The sequence below is a fragment of the Desulfosoma profundi genome, assembly GCF_055387865.1.
Window position 1 is genome coordinate 1,154,330 of the sequence record NZ_AP042420.1, and the last position, 26,723, is coordinate 1,181,052.

Sequence of the window (26,723 nt, forward strand, 5' to 3'; positions counted from 1 at the left end):
CGGCACGGTTTATGGTAAGTGCATACGTATTGGGAAACTCTCCGAACAAACGCCGGGGCTCGGGAAAGGCCGGGAAACGCGGGGCTGTTGCCGAAAGCTTCGAGGGGGACGTTGTGGCGGACATCAAGAAGGCGGCAAAGATTCTGTGGGGCGTGCTCGGCCTCGTCATCCTTTCGGCCCCGTGGGCCCACGGGCAGGAACCCCCCTCCGCAAGCGTGGAGGCGGCCTATCTTCTGCGCCTGATCAACGAAGCCCGCGTCGCCCCGACGGCCATGCTCCAACGTGCGGGGATCGACCCGGCCTGGGCCCGGGACGCCATGCCGGATGCGGCGTGGATTTTCGATACGGGCCTGCCGCCTCTCGCCCGAAACGATCAGCTCGCCGCATCGGCCCAAAGCCATCTCCAGGACATGGTCCGGCGCCTCTACTACAGCTCCGTCAGCCCCGAAGGTCTGGGACCCTGGGACCGTGCCACGGCCGCCGGCTATGCGCCCCTGGCCGTGGAAGAAACCCTCGGGCTCCTGGGGGTCCTCACCTTTGTGGACTGGCCGGAAGCCGTCTGGACCATCTTCCGTCAGTGGCTCATCGCCGATATCACGGCGGCCCGACCGGAAGACCGCAGGATCTTCGCCCTGTGGCCCACGGACGTGGGACCGGCCCTTCAGGCGGTGACCGTCGTCCTGGACGGGGTCTTGGTGAACGCCTATGTGGCCGTCTGCGACTTCGGGAAACCCGAACTCTTTCTGCCCATGGTCGTGGGGTCCGTCCGCCCGGCCCAGGCGGCGGGCCCTTTCCTGGACCCGTGGGCGGTGCTCCCCATAACCCCCAGCGTGCGCTGCCGCACGCCGGACGCCGCCCTGTGGAGTGAAGCCCTGACGGACCCTTTGGGGGGCTTCCGCTGCCCTGCGGCGGCCCCGGGGTCGCCGGTGCTCATCGACGTCGTGGACCCCATCACAGGGGACGTCCTCACACGCGGGGAGACCGTCGCCGGGGAAACCCACGTGTGGCTGGACCTCTTCTTCTAGGGCGCACCGGTCGTTTTCGCCCATGAGCGGCTGTTTTCCGCCGGGCCTTCAGGCAAGGCCCTTTCGTCATTTCAGGAAGCGTTGGAAAAGGGGCGGAGCTTGCGGTTCCGGCTGGGCCTGGCCACACTGATGGGTGCGGCGCTCTGGGCGGCGACCTGCACGGCGGATTCGCCCGCATCCGTCCTCGCCGTGATTTCCCGCGAAATCCGACCGTATCTCCTCGTCGTGGAATCCTTGGAAGCCTCTCTCGGCCGGCCCGTCACCCGGGTCTATGTGGAAGACGGGCCGGTGCGCATCCAGTCCGCCGTGCGGGACCCCGAAAAACCCCCCGGCGCTGTGGTGGCCGTCGGTCCGGAAGCCGCCGATTTTCTCGCCACCGTCCACGCCGGCCCACCCACCCTGGTTGTCATGGTCGTCGCCGTGCCCCCATGGCCCGCCGATTCCCCCGCCCCGTCCGCCCTGGTCCTCCACATTCCTTTGGAAGAACAGCTCCGGCGCCTCCAGGAAGTCTTCCCGGACCTGGGGCTTGTCGCCGTCCCCGTGGGGTCCGAAAGCACCCAGGACGCCGTGCACCGCGCGCTGGCGGCCGTGCGCACGGCGGCTTTCGGCCGGGTGCTCCCCCTGCCGCTGCAGGACCCTCCGGCATGGTCCCGCGTTTTGGACACCGCCGCCGCCAAGGGGGCCCGGGCCGTTCTGTTCCTTCCCGAACCCACCCTGGGATCCACCACGGTCATCCGCCATGTGGTCGCCGAAGCCGTGCTTCGTCATTTGCTCCCCATAGGGTATAATCGGTTGTTCCTGGAAGCGGGAGCCGGTGCGGCCTTTGTGTTCGATCCCGTGGACACGGGGCGCCGCGCCGCGGAACTCCTCCGTTGGGAACGGTTCGGCAAAGAACCGCTCGTCCAGGCGGCCCCGTTTCGACTGCGGCTCAAGGCGGCCACCTTGAGGCATCTCGGGATGGCGCCGCCCCATCCGGTTCCCGAAGGCGTGGAGGTGGAATGACCCCATGAACGCCGCCCCATCCGACGGCATCAGGGAGGACGCTGCACAGCCCGTGACGAGGACACCCCAGGACGGTTCGGCGCCCGCGGCCCTCTGGGACGGTGTCGCGGCCGCATCCCCGCCCGGCCTGGGCCGTGACGCCGACGGCCGAAAGGCGCCGGACGTCCGGCCCCGCCGAGGCCGTTCCCTGGTGTGGCGCCTCACGGTAGCCGGCACAGCCGTGTTGACTTTTGCCGCCGCCGTCGTCGCCGTCCTCGGCGCGACAACCACGGCGGAGTTTCTCACGGCACGGTATCGGGAACACCTGCGCGTCCTTGCGGAATACGCGGCCATGCACACGGAACTGGGCATCCTGCTTCAGGATCCCGAGATGGTTCGTAAAGCCGTGGAGGCCCTGCCGGAACGGGCCGACCTGGTGGGGTTGACCGTCCAGGACGCCCAAGGCCGGGCCCTTGTCGTCCACATGCGCCGGCCGGAGGGCGCCGTGGACACCCCGCTGTGGGTGGAAGCGCCCGTATGGACCCGGGAAATCCGCGAAGCCGCCCCCGGAGTGGAAACCGGCACGGCCGCGCGGCTCATCGGCACGGTGCGCCTGGGCTACAGCCTGAACGTTCTCCAGGACCTGCTGTGGAAACTCAGCGCCCGTTTCGCCCTGTTCACCATGGCCGTCATCCTTCTTTCCGTGGTGATCTACGGCTGGATCGCGAGAAGCCTCACGCGCCCCCTGCGGCGCCTGGAAGCCACGGCCCATGACGTCGCCCACGGCCTTTTGGACGTGCGCGCCCCGGAAGGCGGCCTTCGCGAAACCGATCAGGTCGCCCGGATGTTCAACGCCATGCTCGATGCCTTGGCCCAACGCGAAAAGGACCTGGAACAGCTCAACGCCCGGCTCGCCCGCCGGGAAGCCCTGGCGGAAGTGGGGCGCTTTTCCAGCATGGTCGCCCACGAAATCAAAAACCCCCTGACGATCATCCGGGGAAGCCTCCAGGCGCTGCGCCGTCCCGACCCCACAGGGCAGGCCCACGCCACGGTGCTGCGCTTCCTGGAAGAAGAAACCCTGCGCATCGATCGGCTTGTGGGCGACTTTCTCCTGTTTGCCAAACCGGTGGTCCCGCATAAACGGCCGGGAGACTGGAACCGGTGGCTGCACACCGCGGTGGAAAAAATGCGCCTTATGGCCGACGGCGCAGAGCGGGTGATCCTGGACCGCACCCCCGAGGAGCCGTGCCCCGCACGGTTCGACCCCGCCCTCATGGAAACCGCCCTGGGCCACCTGGTGCGCAACGCCCTGGAAGCCGCCCCCGGCCGCGCCGTCCACCTGGAAGCCTGGGTCGACGACGATGGCAACGGCGGGCCCGCTCCGGCACGGGATGACCCCGCCGGCGGCCGCCCGAACCCGCCCCGGTGGTGCCTCGCCGTGACGGACGAAGGCCCTGGAGTTCCGGAAGAACACCGGGAAAAGATCTTCGAACCGTTCTTTACGACCAAGGCCAAAGGCAGCGGCCTGGGCCTCGCCATGGTCCGGAGGGTCGTGGAAAGCCACGGCGGTACGGTCTTCTGGGAACCCCGCCCGGACGGGCCGGGATCGCGCTTTGTCCTGTGCGTGCCTTTGGCGGAGGACGCGCCATGAAAGACGGGGATCGGAAAGGGGTGGGACGGCGGTGCCGGAAAGGTGGCGAGCCGCTGTCACGGGCAATGAGGAGGAAGGGATGAGTCGTCGCCGTCGGGCAGGCGTTCCCGGAAGACTCCGAGGCCTGCTCGCCCTCTGCCTGGCTCTGGAAGCCTTGTCGGCCCCGGCGGTTGTTCCGGCGGCCCAGGAGGTGGACCCTCTGGTCTTTTTCGCCGGTGAAGACCTTTCCGTGCTGAGCGTCGCTTCCCGCCGCCCTGAAACGCCCCAGAGGGCCCCCGCCACGGTGCGTGTCATCACGTCCCAAGACATCCTCGTGCGGGGCTTCCGCACCCTGGCGGATGTCCTGCGGCATGAAGCCGGGTTCGTCATCCGCCCCGGAGAACGCGGGTCGACCCCGTACCTTCGCGGCGTCCGCGACGGCATTCTTTTCCTGTACGACGGCGTGCCCATGCGGTCGCCCTTGACCAAGAGCGTCCATCCTTTGGATGAAGATTTGTCCTTGGCCGACGTGGATCGAGTGGAAATCGTCCTGGGTCCCGGATCCGTCTTGTGGGGTCCCGATGCCTATGCGGGGATCGTCAACGTGGTGCCGCGCCGAACCGTGGACGCCGACGGGATGGGGGTGCGGGTGTGGGGCGGATCCGAAGACCTTAGGGGCGCGGGATGTGTCCTCAAGGGGCGCCGCGGAACCGTATCCGGGAGGCTGACGGTGAGCGGCCAAAGCTACAGGGCGTGGGACGACACCTATCCGAGCCTGCACCCTCCGGCGGCCGGCGTCGCTCCCGCCGCGGCCGTCCCCGGGCCGACGGACACACTGGAGGACTCCTATGCGTGGGAAACCGTGGGGACCGTCACCGTGGGGGACCGCCTGTCCTTCACGGGACGGCTCGCCGACGCCCGCAGCCGTTACACCATGACCAGTACGGACGGAATCACCTGGGCCGGGGAAAAACGCGCACCCGTCTCGCTCCTCAAAGCCTCGGCCTTGCAGCGCATCGGCTCATCCGACCTATCCCTCACCGCGTCCTTTTCCCACGTGCCGTTTGCCCTCACGGACGCCGATGTCTCCCGCCGACAGGACGACAACGTCTTCGCCGCCGATCTCCTGTGGTACCGTCCGTGGGGTGAAGGCGGCGGGATAACGCTCGGCGCGGGATACCGCCACGACCGCACCGAGGATGCCGTCGTGCGGGACGGCTTCCTGCCCGATTTCCTCAAGCCGCCTTACCGTGTCTTTGTCCCCCCGCTGCTCCAGGCCGACTTTGACAACGCCATGGGGTCCGCATACGGCCAAGTGCGCCGCCGGATCGGCCCTGTGGACGTCTGGCTGGGGCTGCGCGTGGACGACCCCGACGCCTATCGGTCCACGACGTCCTTCAGTGCCGGCGCCGCCTGGCATTTCCATGAAGACTGGCGGATCAAGGCGACCTACGGCACGGCGTACCGCACGCCGTACGCCGCGCAGCTTTACGCCGACAGGGCCTTGGATCCCGAAAGCATCGAAACGGCGGCCGTGGAACTCAATTGGAACCCCGGCGCCGACAAGAGTGTATCCTTCACGGTGTATCACAGCACCGTGTCCGACCATTTGCAGGAAGATCCTTACGGCGGGCTGTCCCGGCCGTCGCATCATCGGTTCACCGGGGCGGAGCTTTGGGGGCGCTGGGCCGTCCATGCCGCCCTGGACCTTTTCGGGTCGGCGGCGGCCGTGGGGGTGACGGACGACAACGTGGCGTACCGAGTGCTTCGGGCGTTTTACCTCGCCCCGGACGGCACCCGGATTCCCATCGAGGAGACGTGGAGCTCGCTTTTGGATTGCGGGCCGGAATGGAGCGCCACGGCCGGACTGCACTGGCACCCGGCGAAAGATTTCGGTTTTGTCGTCCAAGGGCTGGTGACCGGACCCTGGAGCGCCACCTACGACGAGGGCCGGACCCTTGAAGAGTTTGCCGGGGAAAAGCATGTGCGGGCGTCACTCACCCTGCGCAACGTGGGGCCCAAAGGGTCGGTGATCCAGGTCGTCGCGGACAATGTGCTGGATCAGGGCGGGAGTGTTCCGGGAATCTTCGGGCCGGCGGAACGGCCGCCCTTTCGGGCGTGGGTGGAGTGGCGCCTGGATTTTTGATCGCCCCCGGAGCCGGCCCTGGCGCGTTTGAGATAAAAGCGGAATCCATGGATCGGCGGCGGTGCCGCATGGCATTCGGGAAACCGTTGGCGCGTCCGGTGCGGGTCCGGTGGGTGTGTGTGTTCACGGTGGTGCCGATTGGCATCCGCAAAACCGTTGGTATCTGCGCGACGGGCGTCAATGGGACTGTGTGTTCCCCAGGATGGCACATAACATCCGGAAAACCATGGCCCCTGTAGGGGCGGCCCCCCGTGGCCGCCCGCCTCCAACGCCCGGGGGTCTTCATCATCCCGGGGGGGGTGAATTGCGGCCGCCCACGACGGTGTTCACGCAAGCCCCATTTGGGCACACCCCGATTGGGGCACACCCCGATTGGGCCACACCCCATTGGGGTCCACCCGCGTTGGGGCCCCCGGCCGTTCGCGCAGGCACAGGCCAGCTCGCACAGGCACGGGCGCCTTTTCGCGGGCAGGCACGGGGGCCTGCCCCTACAATAATGCTCCCGGCCGCTGAACACCCCATCGGGGGCACGGCAGGACCCCCCGGATGGTTTTGGGGCAGGCACGGGGGCCGTTGCGCGACATGACGCTTGCCGAATGACACGCATCCCTTTAAAACCATGACCACAGCATCCCGTCGCGACGGCCGTAACGGCTCGGATGCCCAACCCCAACGGGCGAAACGTCCAGCATCCCGACGGGCGGGATCGCTCGAATGCACCATTCCACAGAAGGAGCGGACGAACATCCCATGGCACGGATTTGCGTCGTTGACGACGAATACAAGGTGCGCACCCTTCTCAAGATGCTGTTGAACGCCGAAGGCCATGAGGTCCTGGAGGCGGGCGACGGCACGGAGGCTCTCGACATCCTCAACCAGCACATGGTCGACCTCGTCATCAGCGACATCCGCATGGACGGCATGGACGGCCTCAGCCTGCTCCAGCACGTCAAAGAGCGGGAACTGGGCTGCCCGGTCATTTTCATCACGGCTTACGCCACGGTGGAGTCGGCCGTGGAAGCCCTGCGGTTGGGGGCCGCCGACTACGTCGTCAAGCCGTACGAAGAACGCGATATCCTCATCGCCGTGGAACGGGCGCTGGGGTTGCGCCGCCTCATCCGCGAAAACATCCAACTGCGCCGAGCCCTCGAAGACGGCACCGAACAGGCGCCCGTTTTCGCCTCACCGTCCATGGAACAGGTGCGCCAAACCGCCCTCAAGGTGGCCGCAAGCGACGCCACGGTGCTCATTACCGGCGAATCCGGTGTGGGCAAGGAAGTCATTGCGCGCCTCATTCACCAGGCCAGCCCGCGGGCCAAGGGCCGATTTGTGCCCGTCAACTGCGCGGCCATCACGCCCAGTCTGGTGGAATCGGAACTGTTCGGTCATGAACGCGGCGCCTTCACGGGGGCGGATCGGCGCCGGGAAGGCAAGCTGGAATTCGCCCAAGGGGGTACGCTATTTTTGGACGAGGTGGGGGACCTCCCCCTGGAAGTCCAGGCCAAGCTGCTGAGGGCTCTTCAGGAAAAACACGTCCAGCGGGTGGGCGGCAACCAGGATATTCCCGTGGATGTGCGCATCATTTCGGCGACCAACAAGGATCTGGAAAGGGCCGTGGCAGAAGGCCAGTTCCGCAAAGACCTGTTCTACCGCCTGGCAGTGTTTCCCATCCACGTTCCGCCGTTGCGGCAACGCCCCGAGGAACTCGTCCCCTTGGTGGTCCATTTCATCCAACGGTACACCAAAAAACCGTGCGCCCCCGCCGATGCCGCTACGCCTGGGGCCGTGCGGATTCTGAAGGAATATCCCTGGCCGGGCAATGTGCGGGAACTCGCCAACGTCGTCGAACGGGCCATGATCTTGCGGGGCGGTGTCCCGCCCATCACCACGGACGACCTCGCCTTTCTTCAGCCGGAACAGCCCCGCCGGCAGGTGACCGAGCTCATCGAGTTTCCGCCGGAAGGGTTGGATTTCGACGCCCTCATGCGCGCCGTGGTCCAGCAGGCGCTGGACCTCGCGGCGGGCAATCAAAGCCGCGCCGCCCGGCTCCTGCGGCTGAGCCGCGGTCGGTTCCGCACCTTGCTCAAACACCTCAACGAACCGACGGACGATTCCTAACCCTCGACGGGTGCAATGCGGCACCCCGGTGCATTTATCGGATTGCGGGATGCGGGTTGCGGGCGGCCACGGGGGGCCGCCCCTACACCGGTTCGATCCGCGTGGTCGTCCTATGGCCTATGGGCCGGCCCTTATTGGCCCGCCAATGGTCGGGAACGGCATTGTAGGGGCAGGCCCCTGTGCCTGCCCGCGAATGACGCCGCACCTGGCCGAAATCCGTCCCGCCCGGAGGACAACCGCCCCTCGGGCATCCGATGCGGGCGGCCACGGGGGGCCGCCCCTACACCCGCTCGATCCGCGTGGACGTCCTATGGCCTATGGGCCGGCCCTGATTGGCCCGCCAGTGGTCGGGAACGACACTGTAGGGGCAGGCCCCTGTGCCTGCCCGAAAATCATCCGGGCAGATGTCTTGCGTGCCCCGGAACCGTTGTCCAGCACCCCGGTACAAAAATGTAGGGGCAGGCCCCTGTGCCTGCCCGCGAATGACGCCGCACCTGGCCGAAATCCGCCCCGCCCGGAGGACAACCGCCCCCCGGGCATGCGATGCGGGCGGCCACGGGGGGCCGCCCCTACACCCGCTCGATCCGTGTGGACGTCCTATTATGGCCTATGGGCCGGCCCTGATTGGCCCGCCAATGGTCGGGAACGGCATTGTAGGGGCAGGCCCCCGTGCCTGCCCGAAAATCATCCGGGCAGATGTCTTGCGTGCCCCGGAACCGTTGGCCAGCACCCCGGTACAAAAATGTAGGGGCAGGCCCCTGTGCCTGCCCGCGAATGACGCCGCACCTGGCCGAAATCCGCCACGCCCGGAGGACAACCGCCCCCCGGGCATGCGATGCGGACGGCCACGGGGGGCCGCCCCTACAGCGGTCCGATCCGCGTGGACGTCCTATGGCCTATGGGCCGGCCCTGTATGGCAGGCCAATGGTCGGGAACGGCATTGTAGGGGCAGGCCCCTGTGCCTGCCCGAAAATCATCCGGGCAGATGTTTTGCGTGCCCCGGAACCGTTGGCCAGCACCCCGGTACAAAAATGTAGGGGCAGGCCCCTGTGCCTGCCCGCGAATGACGCCGCACCTGGCCGAAATCCGCCCCGCCCCGAGGACAACCGCCCCTCGGGCATCCGATGCGGGCGGCCACGGGGGGCCGCCCCTACAGCGGTCCGATCCGCGTGGACGTCCTATGGCCTATGGGCCGGCCCTGTATGGCAGGCCAATGGTCGGGAACGATTATGTAGGGGCAGGCCCCTGTGCCTGCCCGAAAATCATCCGGGCAGATGTTTTGCGTGCCCCGGAACCGTTGTCCAGCACCCCGGTACAAAAATGTAGGGGCAGGCCCCTGTGCCTGCCCGCGAATGACGCCGCACCTGGCCGAAATCCGCCCCGCCCGGAGCACAACCGCCCCCCGGGCGTCGGATGCGGGCGGCCACGGGGGGCCGCCCCTACACCCGCTGGATCCGCGTGAACGTCCGATGGCCGACGGGCCGGCCCTGATTGGCCCGCCAATGGTCGGGAACGACAATGTAGGGGCAGGCCCCTGTGCCTGCCCGCGAAAAGGCGTCCGTGAGCCTGCGAACAGCCCCGCATGGTACGCGAGGGCGCCCGAATGGGGGTGTGCGTAAATATCGTCGTGTGTGGAGGCACTCGGTCCCGCCCACGGCACAATCCCACCGCACGGGATGCGGGCGGCCACGGGGGGCCGCCCCTACACCGGTTCCATCCGCGTGAACGTCCGATGGCCGACGGGCCGGCCCTTATTGGCCCGCCAATGGTCGGGAACGACACTGTAGGGGCAGGCCCCTGTGCCTGCCCGCGAAAAGACGTCCGTGTGCCTGCAAACAGCCCCGCATGGTACGCGAGGGCGCCCGAATGGGGGTGTGCGTAAATATCGTCGTGTGTGGAGGCACTCGGTCCCGCCCACGGCACAATCCCACCGCCATGCGGGCAGCCACGGGGGCCGCCCCTACAGGGCACTGGTTTTGCGGGTGGCACCCGATATCCCGCTAAATCGACGGCATTCCAGCATGCGGGCGGCCCGCGGCCGCTCAGGCCGCGGCCCGCGGGGCGTCGGGAGGGTTTCGGGCGGGCCGAAGGCCGGATCAGCGCGTGAAGGCCACGGCCAAACGGTCGGTGAACGGCTTCCACAACCACGCGAAAAACGTGGTGGACGCCTTCTTCACCGTGACCTGCACGGGCATGCCCGGAATGACTTCTTTGCCCATGGCGGCGATTTTTTCGAGGGTCTCCGGAGGAATCTTCACACGGCACACATAATATGACACCTTGTGGACATCGTCGTACTGGACGTCGGGGGAAACGTAATACACCCGGCCGTCGAAGGTCGGGCTCTTCTTCGGATCGATGGCAAGAAACCGCAACACGGCCTCGGAACCCACCTGCACGTCTTCGATGTCCGCGGGGCTCACTTTGGCTTCCACCACAAACGTGGCGTCCCGCGGCACGATCTGCAAAATGGGCTGTCCAGGGCTGATCACCGCCCCCACCGACCGGACCCGCAGGTTCATGACCATGCCGGCTTCCGGGGCGCGGATGTCCGTCTTTTCCAAATGGTCCTTCGTCGCCGCAAATTGATCCTGCAACGCCACAAGTCGCTTCACCGCCTCGGCGAGTTGGTCCCCCACCTCACGGGCATGCTCGCTGTCCAGGGCCTGCAGCCGGGCTTCCGTTTCCTTCACCGACGATTCCATGCGCGCCCGGCTCGCCACCACACCGCTCAAGTCCGCCAAAACATCTTCCAGATTCCGCTGCAAATCCAGCAGGCGGTTCCTCGGATAGTAGCCTTCCTGGGTCAGCCCGCGCACCGCCTCGATCTGCTCCCGCAGCACCGCCGCCTGCCGTTCATAGGCCCGGGCCTGGGTGTCCAGCCGCTGCACCGCCTCCCGAAAACCTTCCAAACTCCGCTGAAGGACTTCCCGCTCATCGGCCCGCTTCGCCCGACGGACGCGGAACAATTCCTCCTGGGCCGCCATGACCCGCCGGATCACGGGATCGTGCTCCATGCGGTGGACTTCTTCCGGATAGACAATGCGGTCCGCGTCGGCCTTTTCCGCTTCCAGGCGCGCCCGGACCACCAAAGCCTGGAGATAGTCACTGGTCACCTGGGCGAATTGCGCCCGCGCCGTGGCGTCTTCCAACCGCACGAGGACCTGTCCCGCCTCCACGGCGTCCCCGTCCCGCACAAGGATTTCCTTCACCGTCCCGCCGTATTGGTGCTGGACGATCTTGGTCTGGGTTTCGGCCGTGACAATCCCCGGGGCGACGGCGCCCAGTTGGATGGGGGCCCACACGGCCCACACGACAAACGTCAAAAAAAACGCGCCGACCAGGCCCACGCCGATCCTCACGGGTTTCCAATAATCCGAAGCCACATCCCCCGTGGACAGGGCCGGCAATTTAGTGGCTTCCATGCTTCACCTCCCTCAATCGGCCCGCTTCCTTGGCCCGCTCCCGCAGCATGGCGAACACCTCGTCCCGCGGGCCGAACATCTGGACGACACCGCCGGCCAGCACGAGGATTTTGTCCACTAGGCTGAGAATGTTCGTCTTATGGGTGATGAGAAAAACCGTGGCCCCGCGGGCCTTCATGTCCACAATGGCTTTCATCAGGGCCGCTTCCCCGGATTCGTCCAGGTTGGAATTGGGTTCGTCGAGGACGACGAGGACCGGGTCACCGTAAAGGGCCCGGGCGAGCGCCACCCGCTGGCGCTGCCCTCCGGAAAGGAACGCCCCGCCTTCGCCCACCGGCGTTTCATAGCCCTGAGGCATCTGCAGGATCATCTCATGGACACCGGCCTTTCGGGCCGCCGCCACGATCGCTTCCCCGTCCAGTTCCCCGTAGCGGGCGATGTTCTGGGCCACCGTCCCCGCGAAGAGTTCGATGTCCTGCGGAAGATAGCCGATGTATCGGCCGAGAGACTGTCGGTTGTAGTGATCCAGCCGGGCGCCGTCCAGGCGCACGCCGCCGGCGGCGGGACGCATCACCCCCACGAGATGTTTTGCCAGCGTGGATTTCCCCGCAGCCGTCGGGCCGATGATTCCCACAACTTCGCCGGGCGCCACGGCAAAGCTCACGTTGCGAAGCACCTGGACTTGACTGTTGGGCGGAATGGCCACGAGGTTTTCCACAGACACCGCTCCCTGGGGCGCCGGCAAGGGAAGGACCACAGGTTGCGGCGGGTAGTCGGTGAAAAGATCGTTGAGGCGCACCCAGGATTGACGCACCGAGACAAACTGCTTCCACGCCCCCACGGCGATGTCGATGGGGGACATCATGCGCCCCATGAGAATGCTGCCCATGATCATCTGGCCGGGGGTAATGTCGTTCTGCAGGACATAGTAGGCCCCAACGCCGAGCACCAAAGACTGGGAGGTGATGCGCACGGCCTTGGAGACGGCCTGCAGCGTTCCCGCCCGGCGGCTCGCTTCCATCTGCAAGGCCAGCATCTTCCCGTAAAACTCGAACCAATGGGCTCGTACGGCTTCCCGCATCCCCATGGCTTCGATGACTTCGGCGTTACGCAGATTGGCCTGGGCGAACCCCATGGCCCGCTGATACTGCCGGTTGGAATCTTCCAAGGGGGCCCGCGTGAGCTTTTCCGAGCACACGGCGACCCCCAGGATGACTCCCATGCACACCAGGGCATACACGGCGATCATGGGATGGATGAGGTAAATGACGGCGAGATAGAGGGGAATCCACGGGGTATCCAGGAGGGCGAAAAGCCCGGTGCCCGTCAAGAACTGCCGCAGGTTCGTCAAGTCCCCGAACGCCTGGGAGGCTCCGATGGAACGACTCTGGAGAACACTTTCCAAAACGGCGTCAAAGAGACGTCCCCGCAGCTTGTTGTCAAAGTCACAGGAAAGACGCACGAGAACTTGGGAACGGACCCAATCGAACGCGCCGATGTAAAGGTACATGAAGACGGCGATGAGGGTGAGCATGAGCAGAGTGACGGTGCTGCGGCCGGTGAGCACCGTGTCGTAGATCTGGAACATGTAGAGCGCCGGCACAATGGACAGCACACTCAAAAAAAAGGAAAAGAAAAACAGAAAAACGAGGACGCGCCGATACGTCCCCAGGACGCGATGGAGCTCCCCGGGTTGTTTCAGCACATGGCGTCGAAGAAGTCTCTGTATGGCGGTATTCACATGCTGTTCCTCTCTGTCGATGGATTTCGGCGGCCGGGTGTCCGAGCCCCCGCACCGCTCTTGCGGGCTGTGCCGCTGCCCGGAGGAGCGTTCCGACTTCGCCCACCTTCAGGACGGCCGGGACCCCGAGGCGCCGTCCGCACCTTCGGCGGGCCCACCCACACGGCTTCCCGCATCGACCGCCGTCGGTTCGTTCGGACTTCCGACCGCGATCCCCAAGCCGCTCTAGCCGCTGTCGGCCCCGTGGCGATCCAGCCATTCATCGACAGACTCCAGCACGGCATCGGCCAAGGTGCCGGTGTAAAAGTGGAGCGCCACCCGGTTGAGCACATATTCATGGCGGGCCCGCACGTGATCGGCCTTGGCTTGATACAAGCGGCTTTGGGCGTTCAACACGTCCACGATGGACCGCAATCCGGCTTCAAAGCCCTTGCGCGTGGACACCACCGCCGTTTCATTGGCCCGCACGGCCTGGACCAGGCTTTCGATCTTGGCCTGGGACGCTTCCATCCCCCGAAAGGCGTCCAAGACTTTTTGGGTGACCTCGGTGAGCGCCCGCCGATACTCTTCCTCGCTCTGCGCCCGACGTTCCACCGCCTCCCGCGTCTTGGCCGCCGCATAGCCTCCGGAAAACACCGGCACCGTAAGTTGCACCCCGAAAGAGTACCATTCCGTGGGCGGCGTCCGGACGTAGTCGTTCACGGTATTCCGCCGGGCGTAGGAACCCTGGAAATCCAGTGTCGGGAGGTGCAAACTTCGCGCCTTCAGGATTTCATCTTCCGCCACATCTATGGTGAACCGATGGTAGCGCAGCGCCGGACTCTGGGCACGGGCGACATCTAACCAGGCGTCCACAGACGGCGGATCCGGCGGCGACGGCATCCACCCCGGACTGAGCCGCAGCAGCCGCCCCGGCGGCCGTCCGATGACGGATTCCAGGGTGTTGCGGGTGAGCGTGACCAGCTTTTCCGCGTCAATGCGCTGGTAGCGGATGTCCGCCTCCCGGGCTTCCGCGTCGTGCACATCGCTCAGGGACGCCTCACCGGACTGAAAATACCGTCGCACCATGACCACCTGTTCCGCCACAACCCGTTCCTGCTCTCGGACCACAGCGAGGTGCTCCTCGGCATACACCGCATTGAGATACGCCGATGCCACTCGATAGAGCAGGTTCTGGGCCGTTTCCTCATAGCGGGCTTCGCCGGCGCGGACCCGCTTGCGGCTTTGGTCATAGCCCACATAAGCCCCCACGTTGAATAGGGGCTGCCGTACGCTGAGGCTTTCCGATTCCGCCCAGTAATCCTCATACCCCGGCGGGGCCTGGACAAAAGCGACGTCGGTGAGGTTTACGGAACCTTGGGCGGTGGGCAAGAGGCCGGATCTCGCCTGGTCGGGCAAGGTCCGCGTCGCCTGATACTCGTGATAGGCGCTGCGGACCGTGGGATCGTTGGCTTTGGCCAGCTGGAGCGCCTCCACCAGCCCGAGGGCCTCTTCGGCCCCTCGGCTCATCCCGGCCGAGATCATGACCATCATCCCACTTATCAGGATCGCGGTTCGGATCGGCCGGAAGCGCGCTTTTTTCGTCATCATCGATGAGGGTCCCCCGTGGTCGGCTTCAAAAGTGCGGCCCATGGCCGGATTTCCATGCGGCACGAATCTCCATCCTGTATCGGCCATGTGCTTTTACACCCCGGGGGGATGCTTGTCCAGAGTCCCTACGGACTCTCTGTGTTTTTGAAATCCGCCCAGTTTTCCAAGGGGTACCCCCCCGGACCGCACGGATACAGGACGGAAACCGGCGCACTCTTCACCGCCGGACCGTAACGGCAGCCCATGGCCGTGGACACTCCGGCGGTCATGCCCAGGGGGGCCGGAGATTTTTTCCCATTGGGGCGTCATCCGGCCGGTCGCCGCCGCCTCCGCCGTCCCGCAGCACGGAAAGCGTCACCGGCAGGCGGGCCATACCCGCGAATTCAAACCCGCCGCTCATGACCACCTGAAAGGTCACGGCCCCGTCGATCCAATGATAACAGCCGTGGATATGGGCCCGCGACCGATGGGCCGCCACCGTGAGGCTGTACTGACCCGGGCCCAGGTTCCATTGCGCACAGTGGAAACGCACCGCCAGACGCTCCCCCTCCCGGCACGACAGCCGCTCCCCCATCAAGTAGGTGTTCGTGCCGAACACGTCCTGGCCGAACCGGTCGCGGATCATGATCCCCACGGTGAGTTCCTCCACCGTCGCCTGAGCCAAAAGATCCACATGGACCGTCACCGCCTCCCCGGACGGAATGACCTCAGCCCGCTCCACCCCCTCCAGGCTCAGACGCACATCCACGATGCGCACCTCCATGGAGCCGTACCCGACGCCCCCTCCGGCCGCGGGCTCCACGACGACGCGGTCCTCCCCCGTGCCCGTCTGCGCCAGAATGAAATTGTACAACTGGACCATGGGGTCCGGGTCCCCGAACCCGACCGCCTTCCCCCGATCCAACACGAGCACCTTGTCGCACAGGAGCTTCACCGAGGTCATGTCGTGGGAGACAAACAGGAGACTCCCTCCCTTTTCCCGAAACCTGCGGATTCTTTCCGTGCATTTTTGCTGGAAATAGGCATCGCCCACGGCCAGGGCCTCATCGATGATAAACACCTGGGGATCGGCATGGATGGCCACGGAAAAAGCCAAGCGCAACACCATGCCCGAAGAATAGATTTTCAACGGCTCGTCCAGAAAAGGGCCCAGCTCCGCAAAGGCTTCGATGGCCTCCATCCGCTCGGCGATCTCTTCACGGCTCATGCCCAAAAGGGCCGCATTGTGCCGAATGTTTTCCCGGCCGGTGAATTCCCCATGAAACCCCGTGCCCAGTTCCAAAAGGCCGGTCACCCGCCCGTGGATAGCGACGTGCCCGGAGTCCGGGAGCACGATGCCCGCAAGGATTTTCAGCAGGGTGGATTTGCCCGAACCGTTGCGGCCGATCACCCCGATGGATTGCCCCTCTTCCAGGGTGAGGCTCACGTGGTCCAGCGCTGTAAAGAGACGGTGCCGCGGCTTTCGGAAAAGGATTTCTTTGAGTCGATCGGCGGGGGAGCTGTAACATTTGAAGCGTTTGACGAGATCTTTCACGACGATGACCGGCATGACCACCTTTCCGCCACCTTTGCAAACACGTCCAGCATGGCCCGCGCCGTCTTCTCCCACGTGAAGGCCTTGGCCCGGTCCAGGCCCCGAGAGCTAAGATCCTCCCGCAGCCGGGCGTCTTCCAGCAGGCGGCCCAGCGCGTCGGCCGCTTCCTCGGGATCATGAGGGTCGACGAGCAGGGCCGCCCCTCCGGAAGTTTCTTCCAAAGACGGGATTCTGGAGCACACCACGGGACACCCGCAGGCCATGGCTTCAAGCACGGGAAGCCCAAAACCTTCATACAGGCTGGGGTACACCAAAGCCGCGGCTCCGGTGTAGAGAGCGGCCAGCGTTTCATCGTCCACGAAGCCCGTGAGAACGACTTTCGGGGATCGGGCATCCCGGCGGCTGAGCGCCTCGGCAAGCCAGGACTTATCCCCCCACGCCGTCCAACCCACCAAAACGAGCGGGACGGCGGCCTTGAGCCGACGCAGGGCCTGCCAGGCGAGCCGCAGGTTCTTTCTGGGCTCCAAGGACCCCACGAAAAGCACATAGGGACCGTCCAGCCCAAAGCGCCCACGGACCGCCGCCACGGCTTCGGCCGGCCGCGGGAAAAACACGGCGTCGGGGGCCAGGGGCACCGCACTCAGGCGATCCTCCCCCCAACCCAGCCGCTCCTTCGCCTCCCGAAGCACGGCGTGGGAAATGGTCACCACGTGGTGGGCATACCGAAGTCGGCGTCGAAAAAACAGGCGATGAAACCACACCCGTTCCCTCGGGTGGGTCTGGGCGAATCGGTCCAAGGAAAAATCGAACAGGGTGAAGACCGTGGGCGTGTGGTTTTGCGCCGACGGGAAAAAGGATGTCTCGTGATAGACGTCGAAACCGCCGCCGCGGCACGCCTGTCGCAACCGCAGGTCATAGTGGATCTGCCGCGCAATCCTCAGGGCGAGGACCGCCGCATCGGGAAGTTTCCACAGCGCATCCGTCATCGCCATCCAGCGTCGGGGATCGGCGGCCTGCGGCAGTTCATGGCGGATCCCAATCCCGTCAAAATAGGCGATGCGCACCCGAGGGGCGCCGTCATGGAAAGATGTAGCGGCCTGGTAGAGATTACGCATGGCCCGGCCGATACCGGTCTGGAGTCCCAAGAGCGGCAAGGCGTTCACCAAAAGGCGCATGGGCCGTTCGTCCTCGAACCGTTTGCGTGAAAACTTTCTGCGGGCTGTCATGGCAGCTCGCTCTCATTACGGCACACCGTCATCACGGCACACCGTCGTGACAGCACGCTGTCATGACGGCATGGCGCCGCATGCCCCCTATCGACGTTTATGGGCCCACCAGGTGAGCGTACAAAAAGAAAACGCCTGCGCTGTATACCGCATGCACCGCGATGAGTCCATAGACCTTGCGATGCGTGGTCACCTTCCGCCATAAGCCGTAGACGGCCGCCGCCGCTGCCGCGGTCCACACGATGAACAGGGTCAGAAACAGCGTCATAAGAAATCCCGGATGTCCTTTTCGAGCGCCCGGAAAACCGCATAGGCTCCGGCGACCACGACGTGGGCCGCCAGGGTCACCGCGATGAGCGGGCCGAGGTCCGGAACCGTTCGGTAGGCAAAAATCTTTTGGTAGGCGTCCGTAAAGATGTAGGCAGGGTTGAGGATCATGACTTTTTGGAGCCACGCGGGCACCACGTCCTTGACGTACACGATGGGCGTGAACCAAAACCACAACTGGAGCAACACGCCCACGACTTCCTTGAGATCCCGCACAAAGACGACCAGAGACGCACAGAGAAGACCCAGGCCGAACCCCAGGACCTGCTGGACGACGTAGATGAAAGGCACGAGGATCAGGTGCTTGGTCACGGACCATCCGGTGAGCGCGAGAAAGATACCGAAAAACCCCATGCTGATGACAAACGTCACCGTTTCTGCAAGACTCACATAGAGCAGAAGACTGGGAAGAGACACCTGGAGCTTGGAAATGATCTGCTTTTTTTCGATGAAAATGCCAGCCACCGGCCGAAAGTGCCGGAAAAAGCCATCCAGGGAAGCAGTCCCGAGGTGAGATAGACGCCATAGGCATAGACGTTGGACTCCCCGGGCAGCCGCGCGCCCATGATTTTGCTGAAAATGATGAGATAAACCATGAGGTTCACCACGGGCCAGATGAAGGCCCAGATTCCTCCCAAGGTGGAGCCGGCAAACCGTTCCGTAAAATCCCGCTTGGTCAATTCCAAAATGAGCCCCGGTCGTAACGGGGACGAGACTTCCATGGTTTTGTGGCGCCCTCCTGTGTCCTGTGCGTCGCGTGGACGATAACCCTAGCCTCTCCACGTGCTCCGGCGCGAGCGTGAGCGCGCGGGTCGGTCTATTGTGACGGGACGCGCTCCGGCGCGCCCCTTGGCCTCATGGGCCATGCCCGTGGACGATCTCAAGGTCCCGGTGTGGTGGCCATTTCCATGGTCACACAGTGCCACGCCCCTCCTGAGGGAATGATGGCTTCGGCGTTGAGTGGCACAATCGTCTTGGAGGGGAAGAGTTCTCGATAGACCGCCAAGGCCTGTTCGTCCTCCGGAATCCCGTACACGGGGACGATGACCGCGTTATTCACAATGAGGGAATTGGTATACGTCCGGACCACCGGGACGACAAACTGGGTGTAATAGACGTCCGGTTGGACGATCCGGACCACCTGCCACGGTTCCCCGGCCCCGTTGGTTTCCCTGGCGAAGAGCGCCGCGCACTCTTCCAGAACGTCGTAGTCCACCTGATCCGGTCCGTAGCGTCCCACGATGACCGTATTCGGACCGACGATCTTCATGAACATGTCCACATGGCCCGTGCCGTCCAACCGGGGATCCCGGGGCACAAGGTTCTTTACGGCCTGAAAGGCGCTGAGGATTCTGCGGTCGATCTCTTGTGGGTCCACTCCAGGGTTATTCTTGTAAGTCCGTTGGGAATAGACCACACACCCGAGGCCGTCATGATTCAGGTTCCCCCCTTCCGTATAGACCACTTCGGTCTTTTGCCGGTCCACAAGGGGCACCTGGAGTCCCCAGGCCACCACGAGGGGCGTGTTGTCATCCTTTCGGCGCCCGTCGTAATAGTGGAAATCCACCACACCCCATTGGGAACCCTCCAGGGCACGGATGACCTGCGGACCGTAATCGCGGATCCAGACAGAGTCCGTGGGTTCAACCACCCACCGGATGTGATGGGTGGGGATGCCCCGGTCCTGCAACCTTTCCAGGGCTTCATCACGCTGCCTCGGTGTGTTCACCCATACGGCCGCCCGAGCCCCCGCATCGGCCAAAATCCGGATCATCTCTTCCCATGCCGGGGCCACTTGCGTCCAATCGAACGGCCACCGCAGGAGCACCGCCTGAATGGGCTCGAACTCCGCGGGCGCCCGGTACGAAAAAGTCGGTTCCGTCGGCGGACTGAACTGTGGAGACACGGATGTCCCCGTGGATGTTTCGCCCACGGTCTGCGGTCCGTGGGATTCCCGGACCCCAAGAACTTCTCGGACTAGGATTTCCCCCTCCTCGTCACTTAAGCCCAGTTCCCGGAAACGGCCAACCGCCTTCAACGCCTGCACCAACGCCTGAGGATCGTTCCAGCCGCGAAGCTTCGCCGTGAAGGGAACTTCTTGGACGACACGGCGCATGCACTGAAGATTCCCATGGCAGGCTTTCTCGGAGGTCTTCCAAAACACGGCGTCGGCCGATTCCGTGGCCGCACATGGGGGGACGGCGACCATCCATACGGTTAGGAAAAAAACCGTGGTTTTCACAAACCGAGCAACCGACCTCATAGCCTCTGCTCCTTTGGTGTGAAAGGAAGATTTAACACCGCCCGATGCTGAAGGTCCCCGGGAAAACTTCGGGGTCGGGTACCGCAGCGCCTCGGGGATTGGAGAAACCATCCGCATGGGGCCGCATCCGTGCCGTCGGTTCGGTGGCACCCCCATGGTTTTCGGCTCAATGCCCGTGACTCCGCCCCCCTGAGGTCCGTGCCCGCGCAGCCTGCGTTTCCCAAAGAGAAAACGCCGTCGGTTCCTGAAGGGCCTGTCCTCACGGGACACTTCCCGAGGTTTGGGACCCCGGCGCTTGGGCCTCACGGTCTCCTGGGCCGTCCGGGACAAGGTTCTCCAAACCCGACGGATCGAACCTCCGTCCCCACCGTGCGGCGAGTTCGTGAAAATTCCGGAGCACCGCCCCATGCCCTATTCGGCGCATAAGGCTGAAGGGCCCGTCTTTCATTTGAAGGATTTCCCGGACCCCCACGTCCAGAGCTTCCACCGAGGCCAACCCCAAGTGGAGGGCCCACAAACATCCGCTGAAAACTGCGTAGAGCAATCGGCGGAGAATCTCCTCCTGGTCCAGGGGCGCCGCTTGCCCACGGACCTCGCCGGAAGCACAGCGGTAATACGACGGATCATCCTCCACGGGTTTCCCTCCCGTGTACACAAAAACCCCCTTCCCGGCGCTCTTGCCCAAACGCCCATCGGCGTGGAGCTTCGTCAGAAGCGGAGGAAAGCGATAGCCCGGGCGGGTTCCCGGCGATTCCCCAATATCCCCCTCGGCGTCTTTCGGGCCGATGCGAATGGGGACCGCCGAGGGAAACGGCGGGGCATGGCGCAAGCCGGCCAGAAGGAGTTCGAGCCCGATGACATCGACGGATTCCAAAGGACCGACGTAGAAAAGCTTTCGAGCGGACTCGTCAATGCACCCCGCACCGGCCGCTCCTTCCTCCAGCATATACACCGCTTCGGCGTAATAGTGCACAAGGACCCCGTTGATGACCGATCCCGGACCGTCGGCGACCACGATGGGCACACGATCCAAAGCCGTGGCAAAACGGCAGGCGGCCTCCACGGTGAGGGGCGACGTTTTGGATCCCGTGATGATTTCGGCCAAAGGGATGATGGCCATGGGATGAAAGAAATGCAGCCCGGCGAATCTCTCTGGGGAACGCAACACACCGGCCATGGTGTCTATGGAGATGGACGATGTGTTGGTGAACACAAGGGCCTGCCCCCCGGAAAGTGCAGCCTCCAGCTCCGCCAACAACCGCGTTTTGACTTCCATTTCCTCGGTGACGTTCTCCAAGACCACATCCGCATCCCGAAGAGCTTCCAGCCTATGGCTAAATCGGCATGTCTCATCCGCGTGCGCCAGCCGCTCTGCCCGCTCCGCCTCATTCATCCCCGAGCGCCGTAGAGCCTTGTCCAATTTATTGAGGAATTGCTGCCGGTGGTGCTGTGCTTGTTGTTCCGTCCGCACCACGACGCTCACTCGATAGGGCAGTCGGCGCAGAAGCTGCCATACCGACTGTCCCATCTTGCCATACCCCACAATCCCCACATGCATGGTGTTCCCTCTGCAGACTTGGGCGGCACCCCGCGCACCGCCATCCGCCCTTCAACCCGCTTGAAGCACCGTTACCGATAAACCTTGGGCATATGGCGATCTTTCGCCGGACACCCTTCCATGCCACGAGCGCACACCCGTCCGTGCCGTCTCCCACTCGGTCTTTCGTCCCGGCTCTGCATGGGGTCTCTTCTCGAATCCATGTGCCTTGGGGATCAGCCACAGATCAGGTGCCGTCCGCGCCGCCCCCCAAAGCGTTTTTTGCTCTTTTGGGCCGTGTCGCTTTCAGGATGAGCTCGCGAAACGCCTCAGAATTGATGGCCCGATGCTGCGCCGCCAGAAAGTGGCCGATATAGGTTTCGTATTCCGACGCGTAACACTCCAGGAGCAGGCGGCGGGCAAGTTCCAAGGCATCCGGATGGAACGGAAGAAGCTCCCGCACGGTTCTCTCCAAGGTGTCTTCAAACTCTACTTTGTCACACACTTCATCCAGAATGCCCCATTCCAAGGCTTCCTGGGCCGTGAAGGGTTTCCCGCGCAACACCAGGGTCTTGGCCCGGCCCAGGCCCACGTATTTGGCCAGACGAAACAGGGCCATGCCGGGTAAAAATCCGAGCTTGACCTCATTGAGCTGGAAAACGGCTTTTCTTTCCGACAACCGGGCATCGCACAGAAGCACCAGCTGAACCCCACCCCCGATGCAGTCGCCTTCCACGGCGGCCACCGTGAACTTGTTGAGCCGTTCGATCTGGCGGCACATATTTTCCCATTTTTGCAGTCCGTAGATGTCCGGAGGCTTTTCCAGGGAGAAATCTCTGAGGTCGATGCCGCCGGTAAAGACGCCTTCGCTGCCTTTCAGAACCAAAACGGCCACATCGGAAGCATCGGCCACGATGTCCACCACGTCCACTAAATCGTAAACCATCTGCATGTTGATGGCGTTGCGCACATGGGGGCGGTGGAGCGCCACGGTCACCACATTGCCTTCTTGGGTCACCTTCAACGTGTCGTAGTGTTTCATGGGCTATCCCCTTTACCAAACCACCAAAGCCGTTTCGATGGACGTTCCGGGCCCCATGGTGATCATGACCCCAAGGTCCCCTTCCCGGACCACGTTTTCCATGTTCAGTTCTTTGAGGGAAAAGATGAATGACGCCGACGACAGGTTCCCGTAATTTCTCAAAACACTCACGGTATGGCGCAAATCGTAGCGCGTGAGGCCGAGGTTATACGCAATGGCGTCGATGACTTTCTTGCCTCCGGAATGCACCACCCAATGTTGGACGTGGCGCCGTTTGATCTGATGACGGCCCAAGAGCCGGGAGACGGGCTTGCGGACGTTCAACCCGATGACGTAGGGAATGTCCCGGTCAAGATAAAAGGACAATTTGTTGTCCTCGAGGTCAAAGCGCATGGCGCGGATGGCTTCAGGGATGATATGGGGCTCGAAATCCACCACTTGAGGGCCATGATGCCACGTCAAAGCCGGATCGGAACACACCAAGAGCGCCGCGGCCCCGTCCCCGAAAAGGGAATTGACCACGGCCGTGCTGAGGGATCGATTGTAGACATAGGCCGCCGAGCAGATTTCCAGGCAGACCAGGAGGGCCCATTTGCCGGGGTTCGCTTTGGCAAAATCCGTCACCGCCTGGAGCCCGTTCAGCCCTGCGTTGCACCCCATGCCCAAGATATCGGCTCGCCGAATATTTTCTCGGAAGCCCATTTTTTTGATGAGGTGCGCCGTAATGCCAGGGCAGAGAAAGCCGGTGCTGCTGATACAGCACAAAAAATCGATCTCATAGGGTCCCATGCCGAGAGGGCTCAGGCAGTCCTCGATGGCCTGCGGGCCGATCTCCAGACACCCGCGAAGGTGTTTGTCGATCAGGTCCTGGTTGGTCTCCTCGGGCATGGACCCGTTGACCGGCTCGGGCAAATAGAGATGACGTGTCGCGATGTGCCCTCCGAGGAAGATGGAACGGATTTTCCAATCCTTTTCCTGGTACAAGTCGAGAACTTCCTCCTGCGTGTAACGGCGGGGAGGATTGGCAGTTCCTACGGAGACGATTCGGGGGGTGTTTGGGGACAGCGTGGCCGGACCGGGTCTGGACGGTGTCATGATGCGCATCCGTTGGTTTGGGCGGAACGTTCCCGCTTGAGTTGATAGAGAAGGGCCTGGGCGATTTTTTCCGCTTCACGGGGCCAGGTCCCCGCAGCGTTCAACATTTCCTTGGCCAAGCGCAACGCCAGAGGATCGCGCGTGGCAATCCGGGTGGTCCACTCCCGCACTTCCTCCGGCAGTCGCTCGCGCGGCACCACGCGATGCACCAACCCATAATGAAAAGCTTCTTCCGCGTTCCAGGTGGCCCCTCCGAGAATAAGCGCCTTCGCCCCGGCCGTGCCCACAACCCGCGGGAGCCAGTGGACACCGCCGGCTGCGGGCAGGATTCCCAGGGATGGCTCCGGCATGGCGAACACCGCCTCGTGGACACTGATCCTCAGGTCACAGGCCAAGGCCAGCTCCAACCCGCCGCCGACCGCCGCGCCGTTCACCGCCGCGATGGTCACCTTGGGGCACGCGGCGAGGCGGGCAAAAACGGCATGGCTTTTCAAATCCAAAGCCCGGCGGTAATCGCTGCCGGCCATTTCTGTACGGTCGGCGCCGGCGCAAAAGGCTCGGGCGCCCGTTCCTGTGACCACCACCACCCGCACCTGCTCGTCCTTTTCCAACTCGCCTCGGGCCTCATCCAAGGCCTCCAACATGGAAGACGTGTAGCTGTTGGCCTTCTGCGGCCGGCACAGGACAATCCACCCCACGGGTCCTTCCCGCCGGGATTGCACGCCTTCCGCCTGATCTTCCATGATTTTGACCTCAAAAGTCCAGGGTGGCGGCCGAAAGGTCTTTACAGCATCGAGGGATGATGGGCGGATGGCGTCACCGTCGGGCCCTGGGAGCCCACCCCTGCCGGTTGACTCACCGCCTCGTCATCAAGCCGGTTGAACCTTTTGGGATGGAACACCTGAACGGATTTATCCGTCATTTTAAGCATTTTTGATAAGTTCTCGCAAAAACCGCATTCCACAAAGCGGGAGACCCCCAGTTGCAAGAGCACCTCCACCGTGGCCCGCCAACGCAACGGACGAATGACGTTGTGGCAAATTTCGCCCAACACCTCTTCTGGAGTCCGGAGAATCTTTTGGTCCGTGCAGGACACCAGCGGTATGCGCGGCGGCCTTAGGGGCAGGGTCGTCGCAAAAGCTTCAATGGCCTCTTTGGCTTCCGCCATCATCTGCGAATGGTACGGCAGTTCCACCGCCAGCAGCTTCGCATGAAAGGCCCCGTTCGCCAAGGCCTTGGCCACAATGGTTTCCAGCTGGTCCCTTTTGCCCGAGACGATGAGGACCCTTTCCGACATTTCGTCTGAGAGCGCCGTTTCCGGCCCGTAGAGCCTGATCAGGTTTTCCAACCGCTGTCGACTCAGACCCACCACCGTCGCCATGCCGTACCCTTGACGATGCCGTCCGACCTCATGGGCCGTCCGGCACACATGCTTCATCAAGGCGAAGCCGTCCTCGAAAGACAAGCACCCGACGGCATAAACGGATGCAAAAAGGCCCATACTGTACGGCGCCGCCCACTGCGCCGTGACGCCTCTCGCCTTTAAAAGATCGACCAAAACGCCGCTGCTGACGTAACACAACTGATGTTTTTGCTCGTCGCTGAGCTGCGCATAGCGGGCGGCGGAGGCATAGGCATCGAAGACATTCTCGGCAGTCAAGGAACATCGGTCACCCAGAACCGTCAACGCCTCTGCGAGCCGCTGTTCAAAGCCTTCCACACTACGAACATCGAACGAGGCATATTTCATTTCAAAAGCCGGAAAGACGAAAGCCGTCACGGGTCGCCCCATGGTCCCGCTCCTTTTCTACACCCCACCGCTCGAAGCCTTGCCGAACACCAGCGTCGCATTCACCCCTCCGAATCCGAACGAATTGGAAAGAACCGTGCGAAGGGACACCTGCCGCGCGACGCCGGCCACATAATCGAGATCCAGCTCCGGATCTGGATCCCAATTGATGGTGGGATGGATCCTGCCTTCATAGACACTTAACACTGAAACCACCGCCTCGATGGCCCCGGCGGCGGCGGCCGTATGCCCTAACATGGATTTGGTCGAGGAGATTGGAATCCTGTAGGCTCGAGGTCCGAAGACTTCCTTGATGGCCATGGTCTCATAGCGGTCGTTAAAGGGGGTGGACGTTCCATGAGCGTTAATATAGTCCACATCTTCCGGGCCGATGCCTGCGTGCTTCAGAGCCGATCTCATGGTATGGGCCATGCCCACGCCGTCTCGAGCGGGGGCCATGATATTGTAGGTTTCGCTGGTGAGGGCGTAGCCAAGCATCTCCGCCCATATCCGGGCGCCCCGTGCTCGGGCGGACTCCTCGGATTCCAACACCAGCACCCCCGCCCCCTCACCCATCACGAAACCGTCCCGACCTTTGGAAAAAGGGCGACTTGCGCCTTTGGGATCGTTGTTCCGCGTGGAGAGTGCCTGAAGCTCGTTGAACCCGAGCACATGTTCGGGGTTCACGATGGCACTGGCACCTCCCGTGAGCACCACATCGGCCTTGCCGTAGGCAATGAGATCATAGGCATGGGCAATGGCAAAGGCCGCCGAGGCGCAGGCGGCCGAAACGGTGTAGTTGGGCCCGCTGAGCTTCAAATCCAGGGCAATCCACGCGGACAAGGCATGAGGCATCGTTCGCAGCACCCAGAATTCATCGTCGTCGAGGCAGCAATGTCCGGTATCCACGGCCCCCATGATAACGGCGCACCGGTCCCGATCCACCGCGTCGAAATCGATCCCGCTGTATTCCACGGCTTTACGCGCCGCCACGTAGCACAGCTGGGTCGCCCGGGCCATTTGCCGTGCCCGGCGTCCCTTGAAAAAACTCCGTCCATACGCTTCGAAACTGCGGGGGACCTCCGCGGCGATACACGTTTCATACCCCGAGGCATCAAAGCGTTGGATCACATTCACCCCGCTCCGCCCTTCGAGAAGGCCCTGCCACGTGCTAGGCCAATCCAGTCCCAGGGCGGTGATCATTTCAAAACCTGTAACTACTACCCGAAAACGTCGCCCCTTGTCCATGCACGC

At 63.7% G+C, this 26,723-nt stretch carries 20 protein-coding genes; 5 read left to right on the plus strand and 15 right to left on the minus strand.

Annotated elements, in window-relative coordinates:
- The first annotated feature begins 113 nt into the window (after positions 1-113).
- From ACZ5K9_RS05075 to ACZ5K9_RS05095, 5 genes are all read left to right on the plus strand, one after another.
- A complete protein-coding gene (locus ACZ5K9_RS05075) occupies positions 114-1,025 on the plus strand; it encodes a CAP domain-containing protein (protein ID WP_464273336.1) in 912 nt (303 codons plus the stop codon).
- A 99-nt stretch (positions 1,026-1,124) separates the two neighbouring features.
- The gene (locus tag ACZ5K9_RS05080) at positions 1,125-2,027 is read left to right on the plus strand and encodes a hypothetical protein (protein WP_464273337.1); all 903 of its coding nucleotides are present in this window, start codon (positions 1,125-1,127) and stop codon (positions 2,025-2,027) included.
- A gap of 4 nt (positions 2,028-2,031) precedes the next feature.
- Entirely contained in the window at positions 2,032-3,657 is a 1,626-nt protein-coding gene (locus ACZ5K9_RS05085) for an ATP-binding protein (RefSeq protein WP_464273338.1), read from the plus strand.
- 79 nt (positions 3,658-3,736) lie between these two features.
- Positions 3,737-5,782, plus strand: a complete 2,046-nt coding sequence (locus ACZ5K9_RS05090) for a TonB-dependent receptor plug domain-containing protein (RefSeq protein WP_464273339.1) — start codon at positions 3,737-3,739, stop codon at positions 5,780-5,782.
- A 750-nt stretch (positions 5,783-6,532) separates the two neighbouring features.
- Positions 6,533-7,900 (plus strand): sigma-54-dependent transcriptional regulator, encoded by a 1,368-nt coding sequence (locus ACZ5K9_RS05095; RefSeq protein WP_464273340.1) that lies wholly within the window; start codon positions 6,533-6,535, stop codon positions 7,898-7,900.
- 2,096 nt (positions 7,901-9,996) lie between these two features.
- On the opposite strand, the gene ACZ5K9_RS05100 is transcribed toward ACZ5K9_RS05095, so the two are convergent.
- From ACZ5K9_RS05100 to ACZ5K9_RS05170, 15 genes are all read right to left on the minus strand, one after another.
- Complete coding sequence (locus tag ACZ5K9_RS05100) at positions 9,997-11,325, minus strand: HlyD family type I secretion periplasmic adaptor subunit (RefSeq protein WP_464273341.1); 1,329 nt, start codon at positions 11,323-11,325, stop codon at positions 9,997-9,999.
- On the minus strand, positions 11,312-13,066 hold the full coding sequence (locus ACZ5K9_RS05105) for a type I secretion system permease/ATPase (RefSeq protein ID WP_464273342.1): 1,755 nt from the start codon (positions 13,064-13,066) through the stop codon (positions 11,312-11,314). The genes ACZ5K9_RS05100 and ACZ5K9_RS05105 overlap by 14 nt, the downstream gene beginning before the upstream one ends.
- A gap of 225 nt (positions 13,067-13,291) precedes the next feature.
- Entirely contained in the window at positions 13,292-14,656 is a 1,365-nt protein-coding gene (locus tag ACZ5K9_RS05110; protein ID WP_464273343.1) for a TolC family outer membrane protein, read from the minus strand.
- 265 nt (positions 14,657-14,921) lie between these two features.
- Positions 14,922-16,205, minus strand: coding sequence for an ABC transporter ATP-binding protein (locus ACZ5K9_RS05115; protein WP_464273344.1), 1,284 nt, complete (start codon positions 16,203-16,205; stop codon positions 14,922-14,924).
- Complete coding sequence (locus ACZ5K9_RS05120) at positions 16,187-17,416, minus strand: glycosyltransferase family 4 protein (protein ID WP_464273345.1); 1,230 nt, start codon at positions 17,414-17,416, stop codon at positions 16,187-16,189. The genes ACZ5K9_RS05115 and ACZ5K9_RS05120 overlap by 19 nt, the downstream gene beginning before the upstream one ends.
- Before the next feature lie 97 nt (positions 17,417-17,513).
- The gene (locus ACZ5K9_RS05125; protein ID WP_464273346.1) at positions 17,514-17,684 is read right to left on the minus strand and encodes a hypothetical protein; all 171 of its coding nucleotides are present in this window, start codon (positions 17,682-17,684) and stop codon (positions 17,514-17,516) included.
- Positions 17,681-18,208, minus strand: a complete 528-nt coding sequence (locus ACZ5K9_RS05130) for an ABC transporter permease (protein WP_464273347.1) — start codon at positions 18,206-18,208, stop codon at positions 17,681-17,683. Before ACZ5K9_RS05130 ends, ACZ5K9_RS05125 begins: the two co-directional genes overlap by 4 nt.
- Positions 18,130-18,465, minus strand: a complete 336-nt coding sequence (locus ACZ5K9_RS05135) for a hypothetical protein (RefSeq protein ID WP_464273348.1) — start codon at positions 18,463-18,465, stop codon at positions 18,130-18,132. Before ACZ5K9_RS05135 ends, ACZ5K9_RS05130 begins: the two co-directional genes overlap by 79 nt.
- 158 nt (positions 18,466-18,623) lie before the next feature.
- Positions 18,624-20,006 (minus strand): agmatine deiminase family protein, encoded by a 1,383-nt coding sequence (locus tag ACZ5K9_RS05140; protein ID WP_464273349.1) that lies wholly within the window; start codon positions 20,004-20,006, stop codon positions 18,624-18,626.
- A gap of 259 nt (positions 20,007-20,265) precedes the next feature.
- Entirely contained in the window at positions 20,266-21,564 is a 1,299-nt protein-coding gene (locus ACZ5K9_RS05145; RefSeq protein WP_464273350.1) for a 3-hydroxyacyl-CoA dehydrogenase, read from the minus strand.
- A gap of 226 nt (positions 21,565-21,790) precedes the next feature.
- Positions 21,791-22,585, minus strand: a complete 795-nt coding sequence (locus tag ACZ5K9_RS05150) for an enoyl-CoA hydratase/isomerase family protein (RefSeq protein WP_464273351.1) — start codon at positions 22,583-22,585, stop codon at positions 21,791-21,793.
- Positions 22,586-22,597: 12 nt separating this feature from the next.
- Positions 22,598-23,680 carry a 3,5-dihydroxyphenylacetyl-CoA synthase DpgA gene (gene dpgA, locus ACZ5K9_RS05155; RefSeq protein WP_464273352.1) on the minus strand — a complete coding sequence of 361 codons (1,083 nt, stop codon included), beginning with the start codon at positions 23,678-23,680 and terminating at the stop codon, positions 22,598-22,600.
- A complete protein-coding gene (locus ACZ5K9_RS05160; protein ID WP_464273353.1) occupies positions 23,677-24,423 on the minus strand; it encodes an enoyl-CoA hydratase/isomerase family protein in 747 nt (248 codons plus the stop codon). Before ACZ5K9_RS05160 ends, dpgA begins: the two co-directional genes overlap by 4 nt.
- Before the next feature lie 41 nt (positions 24,424-24,464).
- A complete protein-coding gene (locus tag ACZ5K9_RS05165; RefSeq protein ID WP_464273354.1) occupies positions 24,465-25,472 on the minus strand; it encodes an ACP S-malonyltransferase in 1,008 nt (335 codons plus the stop codon).
- Between the two features lie 15 nt (positions 25,473-25,487).
- The gene (locus ACZ5K9_RS05170; RefSeq protein ID WP_464273355.1) at positions 25,488-26,717 is read right to left on the minus strand and encodes a beta-ketoacyl-[acyl-carrier-protein] synthase family protein; all 1,230 of its coding nucleotides are present in this window, start codon (positions 26,715-26,717) and stop codon (positions 25,488-25,490) included.
- Positions 26,718-26,723 lie beyond the last annotated feature (6 nt).